The organism is Pseudomonas sp. NFACC41-3 (assembly GCF_900109505.1).
GTDB classification, from domain to species: Bacteria; Pseudomonadota; Gammaproteobacteria; order Pseudomonadales; family Pseudomonadaceae; genus Aquipseudomonas; species Aquipseudomonas chlororaphis.
In genome coordinates this window covers 310659-337079 of sequence record NZ_FOAE01000001.1, presented here as the reverse complement: position 1 = coordinate 337079, position 26421 = coordinate 310659, and the positions used below count along the sequence as shown (strand labels likewise).

At 61.8% G+C, this 26421-nt stretch carries 26 protein-coding genes; 3 read left to right on the top strand and 23 right to left on the bottom strand.

Annotated features, from left to right (window positions below):
* Positions 1 to 41: 41 nt before the first annotated feature.
* From BMY68_RS01530 to BMY68_RS01515, 4 genes are all read right to left on the bottom strand, one after another.
* Positions 42 to 605, bottom strand: a complete 564-nt coding sequence (locus BMY68_RS01530) for a DUF1285 domain-containing protein (protein WP_085530238.1) — start codon at positions 603 to 605, stop codon at positions 42 to 44.
* A gap of 21 nt (positions 606 to 626) precedes the next feature.
* Positions 627 to 1229 carry a DUF4823 domain-containing protein gene (locus BMY68_RS01525; protein ID WP_085530237.1) on the bottom strand — a complete coding sequence of 201 codons (603 nt, stop codon included), beginning with the start codon at positions 1227 to 1229 and terminating at the stop codon, positions 627 to 629.
* Positions 1230 to 1465: 236 nt separating this feature from the next.
* The gene (locus tag BMY68_RS01520; RefSeq protein WP_007928078.1) at positions 1466 to 2434 is read right to left on the bottom strand and encodes a GTP 3',8-cyclase MoaA; all 969 of its coding nucleotides are present in this window, start codon (positions 2432 to 2434) and stop codon (positions 1466 to 1468) included.
* A 139-nt stretch (positions 2435 to 2573) separates the two neighbouring features.
* Positions 2574 to 3212, bottom strand: coding sequence for a TetR/AcrR family transcriptional regulator (locus tag BMY68_RS01515; protein ID WP_007928069.1), 639 nt, complete (start codon positions 3210 to 3212; stop codon positions 2574 to 2576).
* 78 nt (positions 3213 to 3290) lie between these two features.
* Between BMY68_RS01515 and BMY68_RS01510 the strand changes: the two genes are divergently transcribed.
* Complete coding sequence (locus BMY68_RS01510; RefSeq protein ID WP_085530236.1) at positions 3291 to 4424, top strand: aminotransferase class V-fold PLP-dependent enzyme; 1134 nt, start codon at positions 3291 to 3293, stop codon at positions 4422 to 4424.
* Between the two features lie 217 nt (positions 4425 to 4641).
* Here BMY68_RS01510 and BMY68_RS01505 read toward each other — a convergent pair whose 3' ends face one another.
* The 12 genes from BMY68_RS01505 to BMY68_RS01450 all read right to left on the bottom strand — a co-directional run bounded on the left by BMY68_RS01505 (position 4642) and on the right by BMY68_RS01450 (position 14528).
* Complete coding sequence (locus tag BMY68_RS01505; protein WP_085530235.1) at positions 4642 to 5427, bottom strand: TatD family hydrolase; 786 nt, start codon at positions 5425 to 5427, stop codon at positions 4642 to 4644.
* An 82-nt stretch (positions 5428 to 5509) separates the two neighbouring features.
* Positions 5510 to 6496: a DNA polymerase III subunit delta' gene (locus tag BMY68_RS01500; RefSeq protein WP_085530234.1), complete on the bottom strand. Its 987-nt coding sequence runs from the start codon at positions 6494 to 6496 to the stop codon at positions 5510 to 5512.
* On the bottom strand, positions 6489 to 7121 hold the full coding sequence (gene tmk / locus BMY68_RS01495; protein WP_085530233.1) for a dTMP kinase: 633 nt from the start codon (positions 7119 to 7121) through the stop codon (positions 6489 to 6491). Before tmk ends, BMY68_RS01500 begins: the two co-directional genes overlap by 8 nt.
* A gap of 19 nt (positions 7122 to 7140) precedes the next feature.
* The gene (gene mltG / locus BMY68_RS01490) at positions 7141 to 8361 is read right to left on the bottom strand and encodes an endolytic transglycosylase MltG (protein WP_085530232.1); all 1221 of its coding nucleotides are present in this window, start codon (positions 8359 to 8361) and stop codon (positions 7141 to 7143) included.
* A 3-nt stretch (positions 8362 to 8364) separates the two neighbouring features.
* The gene (pabC, locus tag BMY68_RS01485) at positions 8365 to 9180 is read right to left on the bottom strand and encodes an aminodeoxychorismate lyase (RefSeq protein ID WP_062823177.1); all 816 of its coding nucleotides are present in this window, start codon (positions 9178 to 9180) and stop codon (positions 8365 to 8367) included.
* Positions 9180 to 10424: a beta-ketoacyl-ACP synthase II gene (gene fabF / locus BMY68_RS01480; RefSeq protein ID WP_007928055.1), complete on the bottom strand. Its 1245-nt coding sequence runs from the start codon at positions 10422 to 10424 to the stop codon at positions 9180 to 9182. The genes pabC and fabF overlap by 1 nt, the downstream gene beginning before the upstream one ends.
* Positions 10425 to 10535: 111 nt before the next feature.
* A complete protein-coding gene (gene acpP, locus BMY68_RS01475; RefSeq protein ID WP_003175607.1) occupies positions 10536 to 10772 on the bottom strand; it encodes an acyl carrier protein in 237 nt (78 codons plus the stop codon).
* Between the two features lie 196 nt (positions 10773 to 10968).
* The gene (gene fabG / locus BMY68_RS01470; RefSeq protein WP_007928054.1) at positions 10969 to 11709 is read right to left on the bottom strand and encodes a 3-oxoacyl-ACP reductase FabG; all 741 of its coding nucleotides are present in this window, start codon (positions 11707 to 11709) and stop codon (positions 10969 to 10971) included.
* Positions 11710 to 11725: 16 nt separating this feature from the next.
* Positions 11726 to 12664, bottom strand: coding sequence for an ACP S-malonyltransferase (fabD, locus tag BMY68_RS01465; RefSeq protein ID WP_085530231.1), 939 nt, complete (start codon positions 12662 to 12664; stop codon positions 11726 to 11728).
* 126 nt (positions 12665 to 12790) lie between these two features.
* Positions 12791 to 13801: a phosphate acyltransferase PlsX gene (plsX, locus tag BMY68_RS01460; protein WP_009042849.1), complete on the bottom strand. Its 1011-nt coding sequence runs from the start codon at positions 13799 to 13801 to the stop codon at positions 12791 to 12793.
* Between the two features lie 3 nt (positions 13802 to 13804).
* Complete coding sequence (gene rpmF / locus BMY68_RS01455) at positions 13805 to 13987, bottom strand: 50S ribosomal protein L32 (RefSeq protein ID WP_003179396.1); 183 nt, start codon at positions 13985 to 13987, stop codon at positions 13805 to 13807.
* 13 nt (positions 13988 to 14000) lie between these two features.
* The gene (locus tag BMY68_RS01450) at positions 14001 to 14528 is read right to left on the bottom strand and encodes a YceD family protein (RefSeq protein WP_007928051.1); all 528 of its coding nucleotides are present in this window, start codon (positions 14526 to 14528) and stop codon (positions 14001 to 14003) included.
* Positions 14529 to 14633: 105 nt separating this feature from the next.
* Between BMY68_RS01450 and BMY68_RS01445 the strand changes: the two genes are divergently transcribed.
* Positions 14634 to 15212, top strand: coding sequence for a Maf family protein (locus BMY68_RS01445; RefSeq protein WP_085530230.1), 579 nt, complete (start codon positions 14634 to 14636; stop codon positions 15210 to 15212).
* Between the two features lie 54 nt (positions 15213 to 15266).
* Here the strand turns inward: BMY68_RS01445 and sppA are convergent, their stop codons facing one another.
* From sppA to rluC, 3 genes are read right to left on the bottom strand one after another with little or no spacing between them, the layout of a single operon-like run.
* Entirely contained in the window at positions 15267 to 16256 is a 990-nt protein-coding gene (gene sppA / locus BMY68_RS01440) for a signal peptide peptidase SppA (protein WP_085530229.1), read from the bottom strand.
* Between the two features lie 18 nt (positions 16257 to 16274).
* Entirely contained in the window at positions 16275 to 16937 is a 663-nt protein-coding gene (locus BMY68_RS01435) for an HAD-IA family hydrolase (RefSeq protein ID WP_085530228.1), read from the bottom strand.
* Complete coding sequence (gene rluC, locus BMY68_RS01430) at positions 16927 to 17883, bottom strand: 23S rRNA pseudouridine(955/2504/2580) synthase RluC (protein WP_007928042.1); 957 nt, start codon at positions 17881 to 17883, stop codon at positions 16927 to 16929. The genes BMY68_RS01435 and rluC overlap by 11 nt, the downstream gene beginning before the upstream one ends.
* A gap of 716 nt (positions 17884 to 18599) precedes the next feature.
* Between rluC and rne the strand changes: the two genes are divergently transcribed.
* Positions 18600 to 21812: a ribonuclease E gene (gene rne, locus BMY68_RS01425; protein ID WP_085530227.1), complete on the top strand. Its 3213-nt coding sequence runs from the start codon at positions 18600 to 18602 to the stop codon at positions 21810 to 21812.
* Between the two features lie 104 nt (positions 21813 to 21916).
* Here the strand turns inward: rne and BMY68_RS01420 are convergent, their stop codons facing one another.
* The 4 genes from BMY68_RS01420 to BMY68_RS01405 are packed head-to-tail and all read right to left on the bottom strand — an operon-like array spanning position 21917 to position 26287.
* Entirely contained in the window at positions 21917 to 22510 is a 594-nt protein-coding gene (locus tag BMY68_RS01420; protein WP_085530226.1) for a nucleotidyltransferase family protein, read from the bottom strand.
* Positions 22507 to 23502, bottom strand: a complete 996-nt coding sequence (locus BMY68_RS01415; RefSeq protein WP_009042842.1) for an XdhC family protein — start codon at positions 23500 to 23502, stop codon at positions 22507 to 22509. Before BMY68_RS01415 ends, BMY68_RS01420 begins: the two co-directional genes overlap by 4 nt.
* Positions 23502 to 25820: a xanthine dehydrogenase family protein molybdopterin-binding subunit gene (locus BMY68_RS01410; protein ID WP_085530225.1), complete on the bottom strand. Its 2319-nt coding sequence runs from the start codon at positions 25818 to 25820 to the stop codon at positions 23502 to 23504. The genes BMY68_RS01415 and BMY68_RS01410 overlap by 1 nt, the downstream gene beginning before the upstream one ends.
* Positions 25817 to 26287, bottom strand: a complete 471-nt coding sequence (locus BMY68_RS01405) for a (2Fe-2S)-binding protein (RefSeq protein ID WP_085530224.1) — start codon at positions 26285 to 26287, stop codon at positions 25817 to 25819. Before BMY68_RS01405 ends, BMY68_RS01410 begins: the two co-directional genes overlap by 4 nt.
* Between the last annotated feature and the right edge of the window lie 134 nt (positions 26288 to 26421).

The window sequence follows — 26421 nt, the reverse complement described above, 5'->3', positions numbered from 1 at the left end:
CGTCGCAAGATATTTATTCGGGAAACAAGGTATTTCGCAGTTCAGGGCTCCAGGCCGATCGGGAAGAACACCCCGCCGCTCCAGACGCCCAGCCAGTTCTGACCGTCGATCGGACGGCTCACCGCCAGCTCCACCAGTTGGTAGAACACATTGCGGTGCACCAGTGCTTCCAGGTTGCTGCGTACATGAACGTAAGGCGCCGGCTCCTGGGTCTGCGGGTCGATCACCACTCGCAGCGGATGCTCGCTGCCGGCGCTGACCTGCTCATCGACGTTGGTGGTAAAGCGCAGGACCTGGGCCTCGCCTTCCCCTTCGACCTCCAGGGTGACAGCGACAAAGGGCGCGTCATCGACCTTGATGCCGACCTTTTCCACCGGGGTGATCAGGAAGTAGTCATCGCCGTCGCGACGAATGATGGTGGAGAACAGCTTGACCATGGGTTTGCGGCCAATGGGGGTACCCAGGTAGTACCAGGTGCCGTCGCGGGCGATACGCATGTCGATATCGCCGCAGAAGTCGGGATTCCACAGGTGGACCGGCGGCAAGCCCTTCTGCGCCTTAGGGATCTGCGCCAACAGATCGTTGGCTTTGCCCGGACCACTCATGCTGCTCTCCTCGTGCTTGGCTTAATCGCTCAAGCCTAACAGGCTGCGGGCGTATTGTTCGAGCGGAGGGCCAAGCAGGTCTTCCGGCTTGTTGTCGTGGAACGTCAGTAAACCGCCACGACTGCGAATCCGCGCGGTGTCGATCAGATACTGGGTACTGGTCTCGATCAGCATGATCTGAATCACGCCGTTGTCGATCCCCAGGCGATCCACGGCTTCCTGGTCGAACCACTCATCGGAGTTGCCAATACGATCGTCGGCCTTGGCGAAACGGGTGTACAGCAAGTAATGCGCACCCACCTCACGGGCCTCGGCCATGGCCTGGTCCAGGCCTTCCGGCGCCCGGGCGCGGCGGACCATGGGGAAGTATTGGATAAAGCCCTTGAAGGCTTCCTCGGCCACCACGTTGGGGCGCGGGTAAGCGCTACCCGGCGGCGCAAAGGCGCCCTGGGCGATGAAAATGAACGAGTCCGGCTGAACGCGGAACGAGTTGGAGCGCTGGGTATTACTGTGATCGAGAAAACCCGCATCGCTCATGTGATAGCGAACGCCCTCGCCCATATCGCTGACATTCATGCAGCCGCCGAGCCCCAAAAAAGCCAGCAGCAAAACCAGGCTACGCATCCTTCCCTCCAGAAGCCGGTGACGGAAAACCGGCGAATGGCCACGAGATGCAGCTTCCGCGCCAGCTCGGGCGCCTGTAGCCGCTGCCGCAGGCTGCGAATGGCTGCGCAGCAGCCACAAACCTGGTGAAGGCTATTGGCTGGAGAGAAATGGGGTCGCCTGGATTGGCGAGGGCTACGCCCTCGATCGCAGCCTGCGGCAGCGGCTACAGAGGACGGGGATCAGGGAGATGGGGTTTAGCCGCCGATGATTTTCATCACCGTCGCACCACCGGAGAACGCCACATCCTGCTTGTCGCCCAAGGCTTTGACCAGCAGGCGCTGCAAGGCCGGCAAGGCTTGGTGGCGCGGCTTGTCCAGCAGATCGCCGACGTAATGCCGGTTACTCGACGACAGGCAACCGTGCAGCCAGCCGGTGGACGACAGCCGCAGGCGCGAGCAGGTCCGGCAGAACGGTACGCTTTCGTTGGCGATCACGCCGAAATGGCCCTGCCCCGGAATTTCATAGCGCACTGCGGTGGCGTCCACCGGTGCATCGGCCTGCAGGTATTCGTAGCGCTCGCCGATCAGGCTCAGCAGCTGCTGCAGGCTGACGAACTGCTGCAGGAAAGCGTTGGAATCGCTGGCCAGGTGGCCCATGCGCATCAGCTCGATAAAGCGCAGTTCATAGCCACGCTCCAGGCAGTAGTCGAGCAGCGGCATTACCTGGTCCAGGTTCTGCCCGCGCAGCGGCACCATATTGACCTTGATTTTCATGCCCGCCGCGCGAGCCTGGTCCATGCCGTCGAGCACGGTCGCCAGATCGCCGCCACGCGCAATGCCGCGGAAAGCCGAGGCGTCCAGGGTATCGAGGGAAACGTTGATGCGCCGGATACCGGCATCCACCAGCAACGGCAGCTTGCGTGCGAGCAATTGGCCATTGGTGGTCAGGCTGATGTCTTCCAGCCCCATTTGCCCCACCGCCGCCATGAAGGCTTCGAGTTTCGGACTGACCAGGGGCTCGCCGCCGGTGATCCGCAAGCGTTCGATGCCTGCCGCCTCGATCAGATAGGCCACGCCGCGCGCCATGGCCTCGGCCGACAACTCGTCCTGGGCAGCCACCAGCCGCTTGCCGTTGGGCACGCAGTAGGTACAGGCGTAGTTGCAGGCAGAAGTCAGGCTGATACGCAGATTGCGAAAACGCCTGCCTTGACGATCAACGATCATGGATAACTCCGGCGAAGGAAGAGTGAACCGACCAAAACCTGACTCAAAAATCAGGTTTTGGCAAGTCCCATGCCTGAGTATATTCCTGGGACACTGCGCCATATAGAGAAATCATGGCGCCATAAGGCCACCGAATGAATCAGCTGCCGGAGCTATCGGGGTCGCGCTTGCGCTTGTTGCCCATGCGCACGCCGATGTCCATCAGGAACTGGAAGAAGCCTTCCTGGTCTTCCAGCACGTTGCTCCAGAACGGCGAGTGATACAGCGCCACCGCGCCATGCACCAACGCCCAGGCCGCACAGTAGTGGAAGTAAGGCGGTACGTCTTCGAGCTTGCCTTCGCTGATGCGGCCCTTGATCAACAAGGTCAGGCGTTCGAAGTTGGAAGCACGGATCTTGTGCAGCTCCTCGACCATTTCCGGCACCTGGTTGCCCTTGACCACCTTCTCTTCCAGGCGATCGAACAGCCGGTAACGCTGTGGATCACGCATGCGGAATTCGAAGTAGGCCCGGGACAGGGCTTCCTTATCCTTGTCGACATCGGCAGAGTGCAGCAGCTCGTTCAGGTCGCGCTCATAATCGAGCATCAGGCGCAGATAAATCTCCGCCTTGGACTTGAAGTGCTTGTAGATGGTCCCTTTGCCGATACCAACGGCATCAGCGATCATCTCGACGGTGACGCTGTCTTCACCTTGATCGAGGAACAGCTTGAGCGCGGTATCGAGAATTTCTTGCTCACGGCGACGAAACTCACGGACCTTACGAGGTTCTTTCTGCATAAGAAAAGGTCTGTCGGGGTCAAAATCGAAGCCGCGTATTATGCCTAAATTGCGCCAAAATGCACGGATCATCCGACCATGACTATGTTTCTTGATGAATTTGTACAGGCCCCGGGCCTGCGTTATTTGAATCACGCAGCTGTCGCCCCCTGGCCGAATCGAGCCGCCGAAGCCGTGGCGCGCTTCGCCAAAGAGAACGTTTTGCTGGGTGCGCGGGACTATCCGGACTGGATGGCCCTTGAGCAACGTCTGCGCGAACGCCTGATGCGCCTGCTAAATGCACCGTCAACGGATGACATCGCGCTGGTCAAAAATACTTCGGAAGCGCTGTCATTCGTCGCCTTTGGTCTGCCCTGGGAACAAGGTGACCAGATCGTCATCAGCGACGAGGAATTCCCTTCCAACCGCGTCGTCTGGGAAGCCCTGGCCAGCCAGGGCGTGGAAGTGCTGCAGGTCAGCCTCAAGGGCGACGATCCGGAAGGCGCCCTGCTGGCCGCCTGCGGGCCGCGCACCCGGCTGATGGCGATCAGCGCGGTGCAGTTCGCCAGCGGTCTGCGCCTGGATCTGCAGCGCCTGGGCGCCGGCTGCAAACAACAGAACGTGCTGTTCTGCATCGACGCGATCCAGCAACTGGGCGCCCAACCCTTCGATGTCCAGGCCTATCAATGCGACTTCGCCATGGCCGACGGCCACAAATGGATGCTCGGGCCTGAAGGCCTCGGCGTGTTCTATTGCCGCAGCGAGCTGCGCGCGCAGCTCAAGCTCCATGAGTTCGGCTGGCACATGCTGGAACACATGGGCGATTACAGCCGCAGCGCATGGGAACCGGCCAAGAGCGCGCGGCGCTTCGAGTGCGGCAGCCCGAACATGCTTGGCGCCATGGCCCTGGAAGCAAGCCTGTCGTTATTGGAAGAAGTGGGCATGGAACAAGTAGCGACCTTGATCGCCGAACGGGTCCAGTGGCTCCAGGATGGCCTGAATGCTATCCCCGGCGTATGCCTGCACACCCCGCTCAACCCTGCCCGACGCGGCGGAATTTTTTCGTTCAGTATCAATGGCATCGATAATCAGGCAGTTCATGAGGCGCTGCAACAGCAGCAGGTGGTGTGTATTCCCCGTGGTCCCGGAGTTAGATTTTCACCGCATTTCTATACCGAAAGGCGCGTGATCGACGAGACTCTCGCCATTGTGGCTGACATCGCCCGGCAATGAGAACTCAAGCGAAGCGCTCGTATTCCAAATTTGTTTAAGAAACGAGCAAGGCCAACTGGACTGAATTCAATAGTGATCAATACTTGAAATGTCGGCGTGACATCTCCCCCAAGTGAAGCGCCGATGAAGGTACCAAGGGATGGTGTGCCTTTGTTTTACTCCTAATGGTCTTAACCCGGATTCACCCCCCAGAACCCGGGTTTTTTTTGCCTGCGATTCAGCCCTTGACGTGCGCCAGCGGGAACAGACGCTTGAAGTTCTCGGTGGTCTGCTCGGCAAAACGCTCGTAGGGCTCCCCACGCAGCATGGCCAGGAACTCGGCGACTTCACGCACGTACTGCGGCAGGTTGGGCTTGCCGCGATAAGGAATCGGCGCCAGGTACGGCGAATCGGTTTCCACCAGCAAACGGTCGGCCGGCACCTGGCGCGCCACGTCCCGCAGCGCATCGGCATTGCGGAAAGTGACAATCCCGGACAGGGAAATGTAGAAACCCAGGTCCAGCGCGGCCTTGGCCATGTCCCAGTCTTCGGTGAAGCAGTGCAGGACCCCGGCTTGCGGTAACGCTGCTTCACGCAGCAGGGTCAGGGTATCGGCGCGCGCGCCACGGGTGTGGACGATCACCGGCTTGCCGGTCTGCTGGGCGGCTTGCAGGTGCAGGCGGAAGGATTCCTGCTGCAACTGCGCAGCTTCCGGCTCGTAGTGGTAATCCAGGCCGGTCTCGCCGATGGCCACCACCCGCGGGTGATTCAGCTCCCGCAGCAGCCAGTCGAGGGCTGGTGCGGCGCCGGGCTGGACATCCAGGGGATGGATACCCACCGAGCAATCGACGTCGTCATAACGCTCAGCCAGCACCTTGACGTCGGCCGCATTGTCGGCGCTGACGCCAATGCACAGGAAATGCCCGACACCGCGCTGACGAGCCGCATCCAGGGCGGCATCCAGGGAGCCGTCGTGCGCGGCGAGGTCGAGGCGATCGAGGTGACAATGGGAATCTACAAGCATAAGAAGCGACAACCACATTCGGTCAATGAACAGGCCGGCCCGAGGAGCAGCCGGCGATTCGGTTTGTTTCCAGGCGCCGCCGTCAGTTGCGGGCAGGCAGTGCGGCCCACTGCACCAGCAAGGCTTCGAGCAACAGCACCCGATTGAGGTTGGCCTTGTTCAACACCTTCTGGCGCTGCGCAAGGATCCAGTCCTGGATCTCCAGAACCTTGGCCTGGGAGGACTTCTGCGCGAGGTACTGCACCACTTTGCGCATATCGGCCAATCCCAGCCCCTCCTCGTCCTGCGTCAGCTGATAGCGCAGGATCAGGCTCGACCAGTCGCAGAACCAATCGAACAGCAGTAGCAAGGGTATCGCATTCCAGCCTTCGGCCAGTTGGGTCGGCGATTGCTGCTGCTTGAGCAACTTCTTCACCCCGTCGACCACCTGCGCCCGTTGCTCGCGCGCGCCCTGGGCTTGCAGGCTGACAGCCGCCAGGGGCGAACCGGCCGCCAGGGTCAACAGCTCGACCCGCTCCTCTTCCGAACAGTCCGGCAGCGCCTTGCTCAGCCATTGCAGGCTCATGACCTCACTGGGCAGAGGACAGGCCTGCTGCACGCAGCGACTTTTGATGGTCGGCAGCAAGCGGCTCGGCTGGTGGCTGACCAGCAGCAACACCGTATCGCCGGACGGCTCTTCGAGGCTTTTCAGCAGCGCGTTGGAAGCGTTGATGTTCATCGACTCCACCGGCTCGATCAGCACCACCTTGCGCCCGCCCAGTTGCGCGGTCTGCACCACGAAGCTGACCAGCTCGCGCACCTGGTCGACCTTGATCGCCTTGTCCGCTTCCTCCGGTTCCAGCACGTAGTTGTCCGGATGGCTGCCGGCCTGCAACAGCAGGCACGACTTGCACTGCCCACAGGCATCCAGCCCGGCCGGACGCTGGCACAGCAGGCGCGCCATCAGGCGCTCGGCCAGCGCACGCTTGCCGATGCCCGCCGGGCCATGGAGCAGATAGGCGTGGGCATGCTGCGCTCGGCCCGCCAGCTGCTGCCAGAGTTCGTCCTGCCAGGGAAAGGCCTCAGCCACGGTGCAGCTCCAGCAATTTCGGCAACAGTACGCCCAGTGCTTGCTGGACCTGGGACAGCGGCTGCGCCGCATCCACCAACAGGTAACGCGCCGGATCGGCCGCCGCGCGCTTCAGGTACGCCTGGCGTACCGCATCGAAGAACACCCGGCCTTCCAGCTCGAAACGGTCCAGGCGGCCACGGGCGCGGGCGCGGGCCAGGCCCACTTCGACCGGCAGGTCGAACACCAGGGTCAGGTCGGGTCGCAGCTCACCCTGAACGAACTGCTCCAGGGTCGCGATGCGCTCCACGGACAAACCACGACCACCACCCTGATAGGCGTAGGTGGAATCGGTAAAACGGTCGCACAACACCACCGCGCCACGGGCCAGCGCCGGACGAACCACCTCGGCCAGATGCTGGGCGCGCGCGGCGAACACCAGCAACAGCTCGGTATCGGGATTCATGACCTCGTCGCCGGGGGTCAGCAGCACCTCGCGGATCCGCTCGGCCAAGGGCGTACCGCCCGGCTCGCGAGTCAGCAACACCTCGATGCCAGCGGCGCGCAGGCGCTCGGCCAGGTATTCGCGGTTAGTGCTCTTACCCGCGCCTTCCGGGCCTTCCAGAGTAATAAACAAGCCAGTCACAGGCAGTCCTTAATCAAAGTCATTGCGGGCTTTTCGGCTCGGGCTCGACGGGAGTTTCGAGCGGTGCTTGCGGCGATACTTCCGGGCTCACTTGGGGAGCCTCCTGAGAAGGCTCTTCAGGGGACTCCTGCGGAACTGCCTCGGGCGCCGTATCGGGTGACGCCGCCGGGGTCGACTCCGGAGTCTCGGAAACCGCCGGGCTGCCCGCCGGTGCCGGGCTGGAACGATAATCGGCGCGACGCTTGAGCTGGAACTCGCGCACGGCATTGTTATGCGCATCCAGATCGTCGGAGAACACATGGCTGCCATCGCCACGCGCCACGAAATACAGACTGCTGCCCGGTACCGGGTTGAGCGCGGCATGAATCGCCTCGCGGCCGACCATGGCGATCGGCGTCGGCGGCAAGCCACTGATCACGTAGGTGTTGTAGGGGGTCGCTTCCTTCAGCAGGGCGCGGGTCAACTTACCGTTGTAACGCTCCCCCAGACCATAGATCACCGTCGGATCGGTTTGCAGCAACATACCCACCTGCATGCGGCGCACGAATACCCCGGCAATCTGTCCGCGCTCCTGGGGCACGCCGGTTTCCTTCTCCACCAGCGAGGCCATGATCAGCGCCTGATAGGGCTCGGTATAAGGCACATCGGCCGAGCGCTTGTTCCATTCCTTGGCCAGCACCTCGTCCAGGCGGTTGTAGGCTTTTTCCAGCAGTTCAGCATCGGTCATCCCGCGCACGAAACGGTAGGTATCGGGAAAGAACCGGCCTTCGGGGAAAACTCCGCCGTGACCGAGCTTTTCCATGACTTCACTGTCACTCAACCCATTCAGGGTCTGCTCGAGCTTGTCATGCTTGGCCAACGCCGCGCGCACCTGACGGAAAGTCCAGCCTTCCACCAGGGTCAGGCTGTACTGCACCACTTCACCACGCTGCCAGACCCCGATCAGGCCATGCGCGGTCATCCCTGGGGTCATGCGGTATTCACCGCTGTGCAGTGGTTGTCCTTCCATGTTGAAGCGCCAGTACAGGCGCAGCCAGAACGCGTCCTTGAGAACGCCATTGGCTTCCATACGGTTGAAGGTACCGCCTGGCGTCGAGCCAGCCGGCACGTCGAGCAATTGCTCTTGGGTCAGGTTGAGAGGCTGCTCCAGCGCCGAGTTCAACTTCCAGGCCGAGGCGCCCAGCGCCAGACCTGCCAGAACCAGTCCGGTCTCCAGCAGAAGCAATAGTTTACGTCTCACAAATCAGGCATCCAGTAGCGTGCGGGCAATGCGTTGCAGTTTACGGGTGAGCGGTCCGGCCGACCAGCGCAGTGCGCCACAGGCAAGCACCGGCCAAATGCCATAGACACTGTTGCAGACAAAGACTTCGTCGGCCTGTTGCAACTGTTCGAGACTGATGTCGGCGATTTCCGTGGGGATAGCCAAGGACGCGGCCTGAAACAATATTTCAGCGCGCATCACTCCGGCGACCCCGCAACGGCTCAGATCGGCCGTGAACAAGGCACCGTCGCGCACCAGGAACAGATTGCTGAACACACCCTCGATCACCCGCCCGGAAACGTCGAGCATCAGGCCTTCGGCATGCTCGCCGTCCTGCCACTCGGAACGGGCAAGAACCTGCTCCAGTCGGTTGAGGTGCTTGAGGCCGGCGAGCAAGGGCTGCTCGGACAGGCGGGTAGTACAAGGGAACAGTCGAACCCCCTGCTCGGCATGCGCCGCCGGATAAGCGGCCGGCGCATTACCCTGGAGGATTCGCCGCGGCTGCGCCCGCGGGTCGGCGGCATAACCGCGCTGGCTATCACCCCGGGTGAGGATCAGCTTGAGCACGCCCTCCCCCAGCAGCGAGGCGTAGGCGGTGAGCTCGCTGCGGATCAACGCTTGATCGGCAGCGATGGCCAGGCGCGAACAGCCCTCGGCCAGACGCAGCAGGTGCCGCTCCAGCAACAAGGGCTGGCCCGCCTTCACCGCGATGGTCTCGAACAGACCGTCGCCATAAGCCAGGCCGCGGTCCTTGAGCGACAGTACGTCAGCCGGCTGACCGTCGACCCAGCTGTCCATCAGCCGGCGAACCGGCGGAACACCAGGGAGCCGTTGGTACCGCCGAACCCGAAGGAGTTGGACAGCACCACGTCGATGTCCATGTTGCGCGCGGTGTGCGGCACGAAATCCAGGTCGCAACCTTCGTCCGGCTCATCGAGGTTGATGGTCGGTGGCGCTGCCTGGCTGTTGATCGCCAGCACGCTGAAGATGGCCTCGATGGCACCCGCGGCACCCAGCAGATGGCCGGTCATGGACTTGGTGGAGCTGATCGCCAGCTTGTAAGCGTGATCGCCGAACACACTCTTGATCGCCTCGGCTTCCGCCAGGTCACCGGCAGGTGTCGAAGTACCGTGGGCATTGATGTACTGCACCTGCTCGACGTTCAGCTTGGCGTCACGCAGCGCATTGGCGATGCAACGCGCCGCGCCGGCGCCATCGGCGGGTGGCGAAGTCATGTGATAGGCGTCGCCGCTCATGCCAAAACCGATCAGTTCGGCATAGATGGTCGCGCCACGGGCCTTGGCATGCTCCAGCTCTTCGAGCACCAGCGCGCCGGCACCGTCGGACAGCACGAAGCCATCACGGCCCTTGTCCCAAGGACGGCTGGCACGGGTTGGCTCGTCATTGCGGGTCGACAGTGCGCGGGATGCGCCAAAGCCACCCATGCCCAGGCCGCAGGCGGCCATTTCAGCGCCACCGGCGATCATCACGTCAGCTTCGCCAAAAGCAATATTGCGGGCCGCCATGCCAATGCAGTGGGTACCTGTGGTGCAGGCTGTGGAAATGGCGTAGTTCGGCCCCTGGGCACCCAGATGGATGGACAGGAATCCGGAAATCATATTGATGATCGAGCCAGGCACGAAGAATGGAGAGATTCGACGCGGGCCGGAATCATGCAGCGTGCGGCTGGTTTCCTCGATATTGGTCAAACCGCCAATACCCGACCCCATGGCAACGCCGATTCGCTCGCGGTTGGCATCGGTCACTTCCAGGCCAGCATTACGCACTGCCTGAAAACCGGCCGCCAAGCCGTATTGAATGAACAGGTCGAGCTTGCGGGCCTCTTTGACCGACAGGTATTCCTCGACATTGAAGCCCTTTACCGAGCCGCCAAAACGGGTGGAATAGGCAGAAAGGTCGGTGTGTTCGATCAGACCAATGCCACTGCGGCCAGCCAGAATGCCCTGCCAGCTGCTCGGAACATCCGTACCCAGTGGCGACAACATACCCATACCGGTGACTACGACGCGTCTACGCGACACAGCACTCTCCTTTTTTCTAATGACGACACTTTGCATCAGGCCTAAAGAAAAAACCGCACGCCGTAACGGCAGTGCGGTTTTTCCATGACAGCAAAAGACGACTAAATACGATTAAGCCTGGTGGCTGGTAACGTAGTCGATAGCTGCTTGAACGGTAGTGATCTTTTCAGCTTCTTCGTCAGGGATTTCGGTCTCGAATTCCTCTTCCAGAGCCATCACCAGCTCAACGGTGTCAAGGGAGTCGGCACCCAGGTCTTCAACGAAGGAAGCGGTGTTAACAACTTCTTCTTCTTTAACGCCCAGTTGCTCAGCAACGATTTTCTTGACGCGCTCTTCGATGGTGCTCATACCTTGTTTTCACTCCTAATGGACAAATTCAGGCAGCTGGCCAGTGGGTAAGTGTATAGAAAGGCTTTTCAGCTTTTCAACTGAAAGCTTCACTCCTCAAACCCTTTGGCCACCTGCCTATAAATTGATTGCAGCTTTATAACGGATTTTAGACAGCTCGTATGACATTTTTTTGAAGCAATCCGTCACATTTAACTCACATGTACATCCCGCCGTTCACCGGGATTGTAGCCCCGGTCACGTATGCCGCACCGTCGGATGCAAGAAAAGCGACCACTTGCGCGATCTCTTGAGCCTGCCCCAGACGACCCAGCGGAATTTGTGTTTGCAGCGCTTCACGCTGCGCTTCAGGCAAGTCGCGGGTCATGTCGGTATCGATGAAACCCGGAGTCACCGAGTTCACGGTAATCGACCGCGAGCCAACCTCACGCGCCAGAGCACGGCTGAAACCTTCCAGACCCGCCTTGGCGGTGGCGTAGTTTACTTGGCCAGCGTTGCCCATGGCACCCACCACCGAACCAATACTGATGATTCGACCCCAGCGAGCCTTGGTCATGCCGCGCAGAACGCCTTTGGACAGGCGATACAGACTGTTCAGGTTGGTATCGATCACGTCGTACCACTCGTCGTCTTTCATGCGCATCATCAGGTTGTCACGGGTAATACCGGCGTTGTTCACCAGGATCGCCGGCGCGCCGAACTGCTCCTGAATGCTGGCCAGCACGGCAGCAACGGACTCGTCGCTGGTGACATTGAGCTCAAGGCCTGCGCCCTGAATGCCGTTTTCCTTCAAGGTGGCAGCAATACCCTCGGCACCCGAAGCGGAAGTTGCGGTACCCACAACGATCGCGCCCAGGCGACCCAGTTCAAGCGCGATGGCCTGGCCAATACCGCGGCTGGCGCCGGTAACCAATGCAACTTTACCTTGCAGACTCATGCAGGCTTCTCCTAATTCAGACCAACGCTGCGCGAGCGGCAGCGAAGGCATCTGGGGTGTTCAGGTTAGAGGTCGATACGCCTTCGGCGCAGCGCTTGTTGAGGCCCGCCAGGACCTTACCCGGACCGCACTCGACCAGCTGGGTAGCGCCCTTGGCGGCCAGGGTCTGCACCGACTCCACCCAACGCACCGGCTTGTACAGCTGCTCCAGCAGGTCGCGCTTGAGGGTTTCGAGATCCGGCGCCACATCAGCGCTGACGTTCTGTACCAGTGGAATCTGGGGTGCCTGCCAGTTTATGGCGGCAATCGACTCGGCGAAGCGCTCGGCAGCCGGACGCATCAGCTCGCAGTGTGATGGCACGCTGACAGGCAATGGCATGGCGCGCTTGGCGCCACGCGCCTTGCAACCCTCGATGGCGCGCTCGACAGCGGCCTTGGCGCCGGCGATCACCACCTGGCCCGGGGAGTTGAAATTGACCGCGCTGACCACTTCGCCTTGTGCGGCTTCGGCACAAGCGGCCAGCACATCGGCATCTTCCAGGCCGAGAATCGCCGCCATGCCGCCCTGCCCTGCAGGAACGGCTTCTTGCATCAACTGGCCGCGACGCTCTACCAGCTTCACGGCTTCGCCCAGAGTCAGGCTGCCAGCGGCAACCAGCGCGCTGTATTCACCCAGGCTGTGGCCGGCAACGAATGCCGGGCGCACCCCGCCTTCCGCCAGCCACAGACGCCACAGGGCGATGGAGGCGGTCAGAATGGCCGGCTGGGTTTTGTCGGTTTGATTGAGCAACTCTTCGGGACCCTCTTGGGTCAAGGCCCAGAGATCGTAGCCCAGAGCATCGGAAGCTTCTTTGAAGGTTTCGAGGATCAACGGGTACTGCGCGCCCAACTCGGCCAACATGCCGAGGGACTGCGAGCCCTGTCCAGGAAAGACGAATGCGAGGGATGCAGACATGTAACAAGCCCCTAATGATCTTGTCGTCGGAGAATTGACGCCGCACCGTGGTGGACGCAAGAAACTGAGAGTTGGATGGCCAATTGAACTGAGCGGTCACATTTAAGCATTTCCGAGTGCAAACGCCTAAAGCAACAGATCTTCGAGCCGCCCGTGCAGGCGCTCAGGGAGGTTTTCCTGGATCTCGATCAACGCCCGTTGAATCGCACTCTGGAAGCCCTGAACCCCTGCTGAACCGTGGCTTTTCACGACTATTCCCTGCAAGCCGAGAAAGCTCGCACCATTATGCCGCGCCGGCGCCAGATCAGCCTGCAGGCGCCGCATCAGCGGCAATGCCAGAGCACCGACCACACGGGAAACCGCGTTTTGCTTGAACAGGGATTCGATACGCGCGGCAATCATGGTCGCCAGCCCCTCGCTGGACTTGAGCAGGATATTGCCGACAAAACCGTCGCATACCACCACATCCGCCTCGCCGCGATACAATCCGTCGCCCTCGACAAAACCGATGTAATTCAGACCCCGGGCATTCTGCAGCAGGCTAGCTGCCAGCTTGACCTGCTGATTGCCCTTGATGTCTTCAGTACCGATATTGAGCAACGCCACTCGCGGACGAACGACCCCCAGCGTCTCGGCTGCCACCGACCCCATGACCGCAAACTGGAACAGGTGCTCGGCGCTGCAATCGACGTTTGCCCCCAGATCCAGCAGCTGGCAATAGCCGCGCTGGGTTGGAATAGCCGCCACCATCGCCGGACGATCGATGCCCGGAAGGGTTTTCAACACATAACGCGACAACGCCATCAGCGCACCGGTATTGCCGGCGCTGACACAGGCCTGGGCCTTGCCATCACGCAGCAGCTCTAACGCCACTCGCATGGAGGAGTCCGGCTTGCCACGCAGAGCCTGGGAAGGTTTTTCATCCATGCCAATGACTTCTGCGGCGGGCACAACCGTCAGGCGCGCGCGATCCACAGCCGAATGACCGGAAATCAGTTCTTCTAGAAGGAAAGGTTGGCCGACAAGGGCCAGGTGCAGCGAGGGGGTGGCAGACAGGCAAGCAAGGCTGGCCTGAACAATGCTGCGGGGACCGAAGTCCCCGCCCATTGCGTCAATCGCGATGACTTGAGCGGACAAGGATTACTCGTCAGCGCCCTTGTCGATCACTTTACGACCACGGTATACGCCTTCTGGCGATACGTGGTGACGCAGGTGAACTTCACCAGTGGTCTTTTCTACGGACAGGGTGCTAGCCTCGAGAGCGTCGTGCGAACGACGCATGTCACGGGCAGAGCGGGATTTTTTGTTCTGCTGAACAGCCATAATTGATTAACTCCTAAACGTTTGGGTCACGCTTTAACTGCGCCAATACACTGAACGGGTTGGACCGCGTTACCTCGTCCTCGCTCGGTTCGGGCTCATCGAGACCCGCCGGCTGCTGGCATTCTTCCGGATGATGAGCAGGCACGATGGGCAAGGCGAGCAAAAGCTCCTCCTCGATCAAAGCCTGCAGATCCAAAGGATCTTCGCCCAGTTCCAGCACGTCATAACCTTTCGGCAACGACTGGGTATTCGCACCCTCCTTCACCACAGCGTAACTGCATTCGCTGTGGATCGGCAGGGTGACCAGCTCAAGACAACGCTGGCAAACCATTTTGACTTCAGTGTCGATAAAGCTGTGGATCACCACAGATTTACGTTCATCTCGTTCAAAAACGAATTTAGCCTGCACCGTACCGACATCGTCGGAAAGCGGGTCGCAGAGTCTCTTCAAATCGGCCAGCAGCAGTTCACCTTGAAGGGTGGTGCCACGGTCAGCCAATTTGCGCGGGTCAACGTGAGGTGGAATCGGGTCATTCAACATAGGCGCAGCATTATAGGGATGCCCCTGGCCATGTCAAAGGAAATTCAGCCCTGTCCGTCACTTGCAAGCCCCGCTAGAATTCGCGGCCAGCCTCAGGAGATGCGCATGCTGCCTTTATTACTTGCCTCAAGCTCGGCCTACCGGCGCGAATTGCTCACCCGCCTGCGCCTGCCATTCATCTGCAACTCACCGGATATCGACGAAAGCCATCGCCCCGGCGAATCCGCCAGCGACCTGGTCAAGCGCCTCGCCGAAGAGAAAGCCCGAGCGCTGGCCGCCACCCACCCGGGACACTTGATCATTGGCTCGGACCAGGTCGCGGTGCTCGGCGAGCGCATCATCGGCAAGCCCCACACTTTCGAAAAGGCGCGCGAGCAATTGCTCGCCGCCAGCGGCGCCAGCGTGACCTTTCTCACCGGCCTGGCCCTACTCAACAGCGAGAGCGGCCACTGCCAGGTCGACTGCGTACCCTTCACCGTGCATATGCGCGAGCTGAGCCCTGCCCGCATCGAACGCTACCTGCACGCCGAACAGCCTTATGACTGTGCCGGCAGCTTCAAGGCTGAGGGCCTAGGCATCAGCCTGTTCCGCAGCACCGAGGGCAGCGACGCCAGCAGCCTGATCGGCCTGCCGCTGATCCGCCTGGTAGACATGCTGCTCGCCGAAAGCGTGGAAATCCCCTGACCACCCACACTAAAAAAGCCGGCCATAGGGCCGGCTCTTTTTAAAACAGCGCAATCAACGCAGTGTCGGCCCCTGAAAGCCCATCCACATGGCCAAATGCTCGGCAACACTGGCACCCAGCTTTTTCGAGAAGCGATCGAAAGGCGACTCCTGCACGGTGAAATCCACCAACTCCTTCTCGCCGACCACATCCCGGGCAACCGAGCTGGCATTCCCCAACCCATCGATCAAGCCCAGTTGCAGTGCCTGCTCGCCGGACCAGACCAGGCCGGAGAACAGCTCCGGGTGATCCTTGTCCTTGAGACGCTCGCCACGCCCCTGCTTGACGCTGGCGATGAACTGGCGATGAGTGGTATCCAGCACGCCCTGCCAGAACTGGGTTTCCTCGGGCTTCTGCGGCTGGAACGGGTCCAGGAACGACTTGTGCTCACCCGAGGTGTAGGTACGACGCTCCACACCCAGCTTCTCCATGGTACCGACGAAACCATAACCGGCCGCCGTGACCCCGATGGAACCGACCAGGCTCGCCTTGTCGGCATAGATCTGATCGGCGGCGCTGGCAATGTAGTAGGCGCCGGAAGCCCCCAGGTCGGAAATCACTGCATACACCTTGATATCCGGATGCAAGCCACGCAGGCGACGGATTTCGTCATAGACATAACCCGACTGCACCGGGCTGCCGCCAGGACTGTTGATACGCAGCACAATGCCTTTGACCTTCGAGTCCTCGAAAGCCGCACGCAAGCCGGTCACGATGTTGTCGGCGCTCGCCGACTCCTTGTCCGCGATCATGCCCGTCACCTCGATCAACGCCGTGTAACCGGCCCCGCGGGTGGCGGTTTTTTCCATATCCATCAACGGCGTAAACAGCGCCAGGGCCACAAGCAGATAAACAAAGGTCAGGAGCTTGAAGAAAATCCCCCAGCGCCGCGAACGCCGCTGCTCTTGCACACCGGCCAGCAGGGTCTTTTCCAGCAGCTTCCAGCTCTTGTCGTCAGCACTGTCGGCAGCCGACTTACTTGGCGCTTTCCATTCGTCGCTCATGCTTTTACCCCAAAAGACTCAATTGCCCCGCCGGCCAAGCCAGGCATGCAATTGAGGAAAACTATCGATAGACAGGCGCGGCTCGTAAGCCTGCAAGACTTCCAGCGATTGCGCGCCATAACCGACCGCAACCGATGCCATGCCTGCATTACGCGCCATCAGCAGGTCGAAAGAGGAATCACCGACCATCAACGCCTGCTCGGGGCGCACCTCGCAATGCGCCAGGATCTGCTCGAGCATCAGCGGATGAGGCTTGCTCGCGGTTTCGTCGGCGGCGCGGGTGATGTCGAAATAATCTTCCCAGCCATGCGCCTTCAACACCCGATCCAGACCACGACGCGCCTTACCGGTCGCTACCGCCAGATGATATCCCTCGCGCCGGAAAGCTTCGAGAGACTGCACCACCCCGGCAAACAATGGAGAAGGCTCGGCCTCGAGAGCGATGTAGTGATCGGCATAGTGCTGGCGAAAATCTACCAGCTCGGCATCGCCGATGCGCGGATACAGCGTGCGGATCGCCTCCGGCAATCCCAGGCCGATAATGCCCTTGACCGCAAAATCGTCGCACCGGGCAAACCCCGAGCGATCGGAAGCCACATGCATGGCCTCGACTATCCGACCAATGGAGTCTGCCAGGGTGCCGTCCCAATCAAAGATCAGCAGTTTGTAATCAGGGTGCACTCAGGCGCTCCACGGTCTTGGCCCACATTTCATCCACTGGCGCCTGCAATTTCAGCTCGCCGCCATCGGGCAACGGCACGGTCAGCATGTAGGCATGCAGAAACAGGCGCTTACCGCCCAGGTCGCGGATTTCCTTGGTGAAATCGTCATCGCCATACTTGCTGTCGCCGGCAATGCAATGCCCGGCATGCAGGGTATGCACACGGATCTGGTGAGTACGACCGGTCACCGGCTTGGCTTCGACCATGGTGGCGAAGTCACCGAAGCGGCGCAGCACCTTGAACACGGTCAAGGCCTCCTTGCCCTCTTCGTTCACTTCGACCATGCGCTCGCCGGAACGCAGGTTGCTCTTGAGCAGCGGCGCACGGACCTGCTTGATCGAGGTCGCCCAGTTGCCGCGCACCAGCGCCATGTAGCGCTTGTCGACACCATCGCCGCGCAAGGCTTCATGCAAATGACGCAGCATGCTGCGTTTCTTGGCGATCATCAGCAGGCCGGAAGTATCGCGGTCGAGGCGATGGACCAGCTCCAGCTCCTTGGCGTCCGGGCGCAACTGACGAAAGGCTTCGATCACCCCGAAATTCAGACCGCTGCCGCCATGCACAGCGATGCCGGCGGGCTTGTTGATCACGATCAGGGCTTTGTCTTCATAGACAATCGAAGCCTCCAGGCGCTGCAACAAACCCTGCGCCACGGGCACGGGTTCGTCACGCTCCGGCACGCGCACCGGCGGCACGCGCACGATATCGCCCGCCTGCAGCTTGTATTCGGGCTTGATCCGGCCCTTGTTCACCCGCACTTCGCCTTTGCGCAAAATGCGGTAAATCAAGGTCTTGGGCACGCCTTTGAGCCGAGCGAGGAGGAAATTGTCGATTCGTTGGCCGGCATATTCCGGCGAGACCTCAAGCAGTTGAACGCCTGGGGTCGAGGGGGCAGTAGTCGTCATGGCGCAAATGATAACAATTTTTTATGGAATTGAAGCACTTAATGATTACTGCTATAGTCGCGAACGCCGCCAAAAGCGGCCTGGACAGCGGACCAACGGCCAACAGCCGGCCCTGACCAACGCAATTCACCAGGATGCGAGGCCGTCCTACGGGGCTTTCGCTACGAACGGTGGAGTTTTGCAGTTGTAACAAGCGCAGGTGACATGAGGCCTGAAGCACGCCGAAAAGCAGAGTTTCCACTCGCCTTTCGAGCAAATATTCACGGCCAGTTCACAAAGTGCAGTCAGCTACGAACGAACCCGAGCGAGCGCTTCGGAAACACCGCCTAAATTAGCCATGATGCGTGAGTTCCCCTTTCGGAGCTCACGGTAAATGCCAACCCGCTGCGGATTCTGCGCGCGGCAGCACCCGAATTATCAGGGATACGTGTAGGGTGGAGATGCACAACCGTCGGACTGTGTAGCATTAGGCTTTATCAAGACGCTTCATCTCGTCCACAGTCGCCGGTTGATTCCTCCTCCTGATTGAGCTTTTGCTTAAGAGGTGCCTTTTGTCACCCCAGCAAGCAGGACGCGTGAGTCGCGAGTTCGCCCCAACTGGCCGGATTTCGCTAGACACTGGAGCGGCCAACCGCTCCTGACGCACCTGACACCGACCGTGAGAAGTCGTGTGTGCCGAACGCCGTTTCCGGCAGCCCGGAAACCGACGGTACTACATGAAAAGAATGCTGATTAACGCAACTCAACCCGAAGAGTTGCGTGTTGCACTGGTAGATGGCCAACGCCTCTACGACCTGGACATCGAATCCGGTGCACGCGAGCAGAAGAAGGCCAACATCTATAAAGGCCGTATCACTCGCATCGAACCAAGCCTCGAGGCTGCCTTTGTCGATTTCGGCTCTGAGCGCCACGGCTTCCTGCCCCTCAAAGAAATCTCCCGCGAATACTTCAAGAAAGCTCCCGAAGGCCGCGTCAATATCAAGGACGTCCTGAGCGAAGGCCAGGAAGTCATCGTTCAGGTCGAAAAAGAAGAACGTGGCAACAAGGGCGCAGCCCTGACCACCTTCATCAGCCTGGCCGGTCGTTACCTGGTGCTGATGCCGAACAACCCGCGTGCCGGCGGCATCTCCCGTCGCATCGAAGGCGAAGAGCGCAACGAACTGCGCGAAGCCTTGAACGGCCTGGTCGCCCCTGCCGACATGGGCCTGATCGTCCGCACTGCCGGCCTGGGCCGTAGCAGCGAAGAAATGCAGTGGGACCTCGACTACCTGCTGCAACTCTGGACCGCCATCAAAGAAGCCTCGCTGGACCGCGCAGCGCCTTTCCTGATCTACCAGGAAAGCAACGTGATCATCCGCGCCATCCGCGACTACCTGCGCCAGGACATCGGCGAAGTGCTGATCGACAGCGTTGAAGCCCAGGACGAAGCCCTGACCTTCATCCGCCAGGTGATGCCGCAGTACGCCAGCAAGATCAAGCTCTACGAAGACAGCGTTCCACTGTTCAACCGTTTCCAGATCGAAAGCCAGATCGAAACCGCCTTCCAGCGCGTCGTCGAACTGCCTTCCGGCGGCTCCATCGTTATCGATCCGACCGAAGCCCTGGTGTCCATCGACATCAACTCGGCGCGCGCCACCAAAGGCAGCGACATCGAAGAAACAGCCCTGCAGACCAACCTGGAAGCAGCGGAAGAAATCGCTCGCCAGCTGCGCCTGCGTGACATCGGCGGCCTGATCGTCATCGACTTCATCGACATGACCCCGGCCAAGAACCAGCGCGCCGTGGAAGAGAAAGTCCGCGAATGCCTGGAAGCCGACCGCGCTCGCGTCCAGGTCGGTCGCATCTCGCGCTTCGGCCTGCTGGAAATGTCCCGCCAGCGCCTGCGTCCATCCCTCGGCGAAAGCAGCGGCATCGTCTGCCCACGCTGTAACGGCACCGGCATCATCCGCGACGTCGAATCGCTGTCGCTGGCGATCCTGCGCCTGATCGAAGAAGAAGCCCTGAAAGATCGCACCGCCGAAGTTCGCGCCCAAGTGCCGATTCCGGTTGCTGCCTTCCTGCTCAACGAAAAACGCAATTCGATCACCAAGATCGAACTGCGCACCCGTGCTCGTATCGTCATTCTGCCGAACGACCATCTCGAAACGCCGCACTTCGAAGTCCAGCGTCTGCGTGATGACAGCCCGGAAGCCGGCATCAACCAGTCCAGCTACGAAATCGCCGCTGCCGCTGCCGAAGCCGAAGAAGTCCAGCCAGCCGCCGCGACCCGCACCCTGGTTCGCCAGGAAGCCGCCGTCAAGACCGCTCCAGCCCGTGCCAATGCACCGGTTCCAACCGAAGTGGTCGCCGCCCCGGTTGCCGCTCCGGCCGCCGTTGCCGAGCCAAGCCTGTTCAAGGGCCTGGTGAAATCCCTGGTCAGCCTGTTCGCCACCAAGGAAGAGCCAGCCGCTCCGGTCGTGGTTGAAAAACCGGCCACCGAGCGTCCTGCACGCAACGAAGAACGCCGCAACGGTCGTCAGCAGAGCCGCAATCGCAACGGTCGCCGCGACGAAGAGCGCAAGCCACGCGAAGAACGCGCCCCTCGTGAAGAGCGCGCACCGCGCGAAGCCCGCGAAGAGCGTCAGCCACGCGAAGTTCGCGAGGCTCGCGAGGAAGTCCAGGCCACCGCTCGCGAAGAGCGCGCGCCACGTCCGCCACGTGAAGAGCGTCAACCACGCCCACCACGTGAAGACCGCAAGCCACGCGGCGAGCGTGAAGAACGCGTGCGTGAACTGCGCGAACCGCTGGACGCTGCTCCTGCCGCTGTCGCTGCCGCCGAAGAACGCCCGGCTCGTCAGCCGCGCGAAGAGCGTCAACCGCGCCCACCGCGTGAAGAGCGTCAACCTCGCGCCGAACAGGCCGCTGCCGTAGCTGAAGAAGAGCTGCTGCCGAACGAAGAGCAACTGCAGGAAGACGGTCAGGAGAACGCCGAGGGCGATCGCCCACGCCGCCGCTCCCGTGGCCAGCGTCGTCGCAGCAACCGTCGCGAGCGTCAGCGTGACGCCAACGGCAATGTGATCGAAGGTTCGGAAGAAAACAGCGAAGAGCCAAGCAGCGCCGATCTGGCCGCAGGCCTGGCGGTAACCGCTGCCGTTGCCAGCACCGTGATCAGCGCCCCGGCCGAAGCCCAGGCTCACGAGCAGGCCGAACGTGCCACCGCCGCCGTCCAGGAAGCCGCACCGACCGTCGAAGCACCAGTCGTCGAGGCCACCACTGCGGTAGAGATTCCAGCAGCACCTGCTGTTGAAGTCGCCCAGGTTCGTGAAGAACAGCACGAAGAACAGGCTGCGCAACCTGCAATTGTTGCAGAACAACCTGCAGTCGTTGCCGAGCCTGTGGTCGAAGCGCCAGTCGCCGAAGCACCAGCGGCAGAACCAACCCAGGAAGCGCCTAGTGCCTTCGAGCGTGCCGCCGAGGCGATCATTGCCGAAGCGCCTGCGCCAGTCGCAGAAGTTGTGGCTGAAGCAGTCGTGGCTGCTGAACCTGTAGTTGCCGAGCCTGTGGCTGCCGCACCGGCGGCGCCGGTTGAGGCACCTGCCGCCGAAGTGGCTGCACCGGTTATCGAGGCCGCTCCGGCCAGCGCCCTGACCAGCACCGGTCGCGCGCCAAACGACCCGCGTGAAGTGCGTCGTCGCAAGCGCGAAGCCGAGCGTCTGCAGAAGGAAGCCGAACTGGCTGCCGCTGCTGCCGCTGAAGCTCCGGCAGAAACCGTAGTGGCCGCCGAGCCTGCGCCGGTGGTTGCCGAGGTGGTCGAGGCTGCTCCTGCTGCCGAACCAGCCATCGAGCAACCTGCGCCTGCCGCCGACGAAGCCCCGCGCTCCGTCGAAGAAGTGGTAGAGCACAAGCCCAAGGCCCAGGAAGAAGAGCACGAGCCTAAACCCCTCGTCTGATTCCTAGCCCGATAAAAAGCCCCGCCTGGTCACCCAGGCGGGGCTTTTTTTATGCCTGCAATTCTTCGATCAACATCTTCGCCGCGAAAGCGAGCCCAGCGATCTCAACCGGTAAAAACCAACGCCTGCGGCGTATCCACGTCCCACAACACGCCAGCATCCGCCAGTTCCACCTCGACGACCTGCCCCGCGGCAAACAATGGCCTGGCCCCCCGATCCCCGGAAAGGCCCTGCAACGCCTGCCCAAAGGCCGCACCAAAAGCCACCGGGTGACCATAGGCCCCCTTATAAACAGGCACCCGGATCATTTGCTCGCCCAGTTCCCGCACCACGCTCTCGATACTCGACGGCAGGATAAAGGGCATATCCCCTAGCACCACCAGCCAGCCACTGGCATCGGCGCAGGCTGCGACGGCGGCCGCGAGGCTGTCGCCCATGCCCGGCGAATCCAGAAGCACCACCTGGCAGCCATAGGCTTCAGCCAAGGCAATCACCTCGGCACGGTCCGGCGTTGTCACCAGGACTCTACGGGCCAGTAGGGCGGGCAAGCTCCTCAGGACCTGCTCGACTACCGGCCTGATCACCGCGTCTCGTCCCAGGCATGGAGCCAGCAACTTGTCTTGCCCGCCCCCCGCCGCCTGTCGGAAACGACTGCCCTGCCCCGCGGCCAGGATGACCGCGCACAGCGACTCGCTCACGCGCTCACCTGCGCAGCCACTTGGGGCGGCTTTTTCTGCAACAGGTCGATGCCGTTCTTGATGGCAACGATCTCCGACATCACCGACAGGGCAATCTCCGCCGGTGTATGGCTGCCGATATGCAGGCCGATGGGTCCGTGCAAGCGTTCGATGGCCTGCGGCTCCAGCCCCAGCTGGGCCAGATTCTCCCGACGCTTCTGACTGTTGACCCGAGAGCCCAGCGCCCCGACGTAAAACGCCCGGGAATTGAGCGCGGTCAACAGCGCCATGTCATCCAGCCGGGGGTCATGGGTCAGCGCGACAATGGCCGTACGCTCGTCGGTCTCGATATTCAGCACCGCATCGTCCGGCATTCCCGGCACAAAACGCCCGTGCTGCTCTTCCCAACCGTAGACAAACTCCTTGCGTGGATCGCAGATCAGCACTTCGAAGTCCAGCAGCCGCGCCATTTCCGCCACATACCGCGACAACTGCCCGGCGCCGATCAGCAACAGCCGCCAGCGCGGGCCATAGATCGCCCGCAGGGTGGTGTCATCGAAGCTCAGCACATCGGTCTTGCTGGCCGGCTTTAGCAGCACTTCACCGCTGCTCAGGTTCAACTCCCGAGCGACGATTTCATGCGCCTCGCAACGAGCCAGCAGTTCCGCGACCCAGCCCGGATCGCCAACCCGCTCCTCGGTCAGGCGCAAGGTGCCGCCGCACGGCAGGCCAAAACGCGCAGCCTCCTCGCGGGTCACGCCATAAGTCACCAGTTGCACCGGCGGCCCGTCCAGAGGCAGGCGGCCATCGTGCAAACGGGCGATCAGGTCGTCCTCGATACAACCGCCCGAGACCGAGCCAATCACCATGCCGTCTTCGCGCAAAGCCAGCATCGCCCCCGGTGGCCGCGGCGCGCTCCCCCAGGTCTGAACCACGCTGTACAAGGTCACGCGCTGCCCCGCGCGGCGCCATTCCAGCACGCTGCGCAGGACATTCAGATCAACGCTGTCCATCAGGCCTTGCTCGCTTGTTGCCAGCCTTGCAACTGGTAGCGCACTGGCAGGTTGCGGATGCGCTTGCCGGTGGCGGCAAAGATCGCATTACACAGGGCCGGCGCGATCGGCGGCACGCCCGGCTCACCGACACCACCCAGCGGCACATCGCCTGGTGGCGTCACCAGATGCACGGCGACGTCTTTCGGCGCCAGGGACATGCGCGCCACTTCATACATATGGAAGTTGTCCTGCTGGACCTTGCCGTCCTTGAAGCTGATCTCACCCACCACCGCATTGCCCAGGCCCATCACACAGGCGCCCTCGAACTGCGAGCGGATACGCTCGGGATTGATCTGCGGACCGCAATCCACGGCGATATCGGCCTTGTGCACGATCAAGGTGCCATCATCCTTGACCTCGACCTCGATCACCGCCGCCACATAGGTGACGAAGCTGTAGTGTACCGCCAGCCCCAGGCCGCGGCCCTTGGGCAGGCTGCGTCCCCAGCCCGCCGCCTTGGCCGCGGTCTCCAGCACGCCGCGCATGCGCGCGGTGTCGATCGGGTAACGCTCCGGCGACTCGCCGTAGTTCCATTCTTCGCTCAAGGTCCGTGGGTCGATCTGGCGATCCGGCCCCAGCAGCTTGAGCTGGTACTTCAATGGGTCCTGGCCCGCCTTGTGCGCCAGTTCGTCGACAAAGCTCTGGATGGCGAAACCGTGGGGGATGTTCGACACTGAGCGATACCAGCCAACCCGGGTATGCGCAGCGGCCTCGGGGTTTTCCAGGCGCACGTTGGGAATCGCATAGGCCAGGTTGGTGAAGCCCATGCCCAGCTCGAAGGCGGCCTCATGGTTCATGCCCGGGGCGAACAGCGCGGTGATGCTCGGCGCCACGGTGCGGTGCAGCCAGCCGGACGGCATGCCGTCCTTGTTCAGGCTGGCCTTGAGGTATTCCGCCGACACGGTGTGGAAGTAGGAGTTGTGAATGTCGTCTTCGCGGGTCCATTGCACCCGCACGGCCTTGCCCGGCACTTCCTTGGCGAGAATCGCCGCCTCGAGGATGAAGTCGGGCTTGGATTTACGCCCGAAACCACCGCCGAGCAAGGTGATGTTGACCGTCACCTTGTCGAAGGGAATGCCCAGGCGCTCGGCAATACGTTCGCGGGTCACCTGTGGCGCCTGGCTCGGAGCCCAGGCTTCGCACTGGCCGTCCTGGAAGCGCGCCACGGCGACCATCGGCTCCATCGGCGCCTGCGCCAGGTGCGGCAGGTAGTAGGAGGCCTCCAGGCTGCTGTCGGCGCTGCTCATGGCGTCGTCGATATTGCCAGTGCTGCGCACTACCTTGCCGGGCTTGAGCGCCGCGGCTTCCAGCTCCTTGCGGTAGGCAATCGAGTCGTAGCCGGCGTTGACGCCATCGTCCCACTCGATCTTCAACGCATCGCGGCCCTTGATCGCTGCCCAGGTATTGCTGGCGATCACCGCCACACCACCCAGCGGCTGGAACTCGGAAGGCAGCGGACGGCTTTCGATCTGCACCACCTTGATCACGCCCGGCACCTTCAGCGCCGCGCTGCCATCGAAGGATTTGACCTTGCCGCCATAGACCCGAGGGCGTGCAACCGTCGCGAAGAGCATGCCGTCGAAATGCACGTCGGCGCCGTAGACCGCCTGGCCATTGACGATATCCGCACCATCAATGGCGCGGGTGCCCTCCTTGCCGATGTAGCGGAATTCGCTGGGTTGCTTCAGCCGCAGGCTGTCGCGGGCCGGCACCGCCAGGGCGCTCGCCGCGGCGGCCAGGGCGCCGTAGCCCAGTTCACGGCCGCTCGGCTGGTGGACCACTTTATGCAACTGCGCCCGGCACTCGGCCAGCGGGACTTTCCATTGTTCGGCCGCTGCCTGCTCAAGCATGGTCCGCGCCGCCGCACCGCAGCGCCGCATCGGCTCGTACCAATGGCGCATGCTGCGCGAACCGTCGGTGTCCTGGTTACCGAACAGCGCCTCGTCGCCCGGCGCCTGCCTGACCTTCACCAGCGCCCAGTCAGCCTCCAGTTCGTCAGCGACCACCATGCTCAGGCTGGTACGCACACCCTGGCCCATTTCCGAACGGTTGCAGAGCACGGTCACGCTGCCGTCGGCGGCGATGCTCACGTACACCTTGGGGTCATCGACCCAGCCGTTGGGCATGCCGTCGGCACCGAACTTCTTCTCTTCGGCGAAAGCGTCCTGCCAGCCCCAACTGGCCGCCAGCACCAATGCGCCGGTGGCGCCGACGCCTTTGAGAAAACCGCGGCGGCTGAGGTTGCTCAAGGCAAAATCATTCGGCAGCTGGCTCATGCCTTGGCCTCCTTCAGGTGGGTGGAGGCCTGGCGGATCGCCGTCTTGATCCGGTTGTAGGTGCCGCAGCGGCAGATGTTGCCGACCATGGCGGCTTCGATCTGTTCGTCGCTGGGGTTGGGGTTGACCTTGAGCAAGGCGGTGGCCGACATGATCTGCCCGCCCTGGCAGTAGCCGCACTGGGCCACCGCGCTGTCCAGCCAGGCCTGCTGCACGACTTTGCCGACCGGGTCGCTGTGCAGGTTGTCGATGGTGCTGACGTCCTGCCCGACCACCGAGCCGATCGGCGTGATGCAACTGCGCGCCGGGGAGCCGTCGATATGAATGGTGCACGCGCCGCACAGGCCCATGCCGCAACCGAACTTGGTACCGTTGTAGCCCGCCACGTCGCGGATAGCCCAGAGCAGCGGCATGTCCTCGGTGACATCCAGTGGGTGATCTTGACCGTTGAGTTTCAGGGTAATCATGGGCACGCCCGCATATTTTCCGTTTATGGGGTCGAGCAATCTGCCGTTGAGCACAACGACTTGCAGGAGCAGATCGACTCAGGCTAATGGGCTCTCTTATGAAGACGGGGAGTCTTCACCGGGCCTTTGGGGTA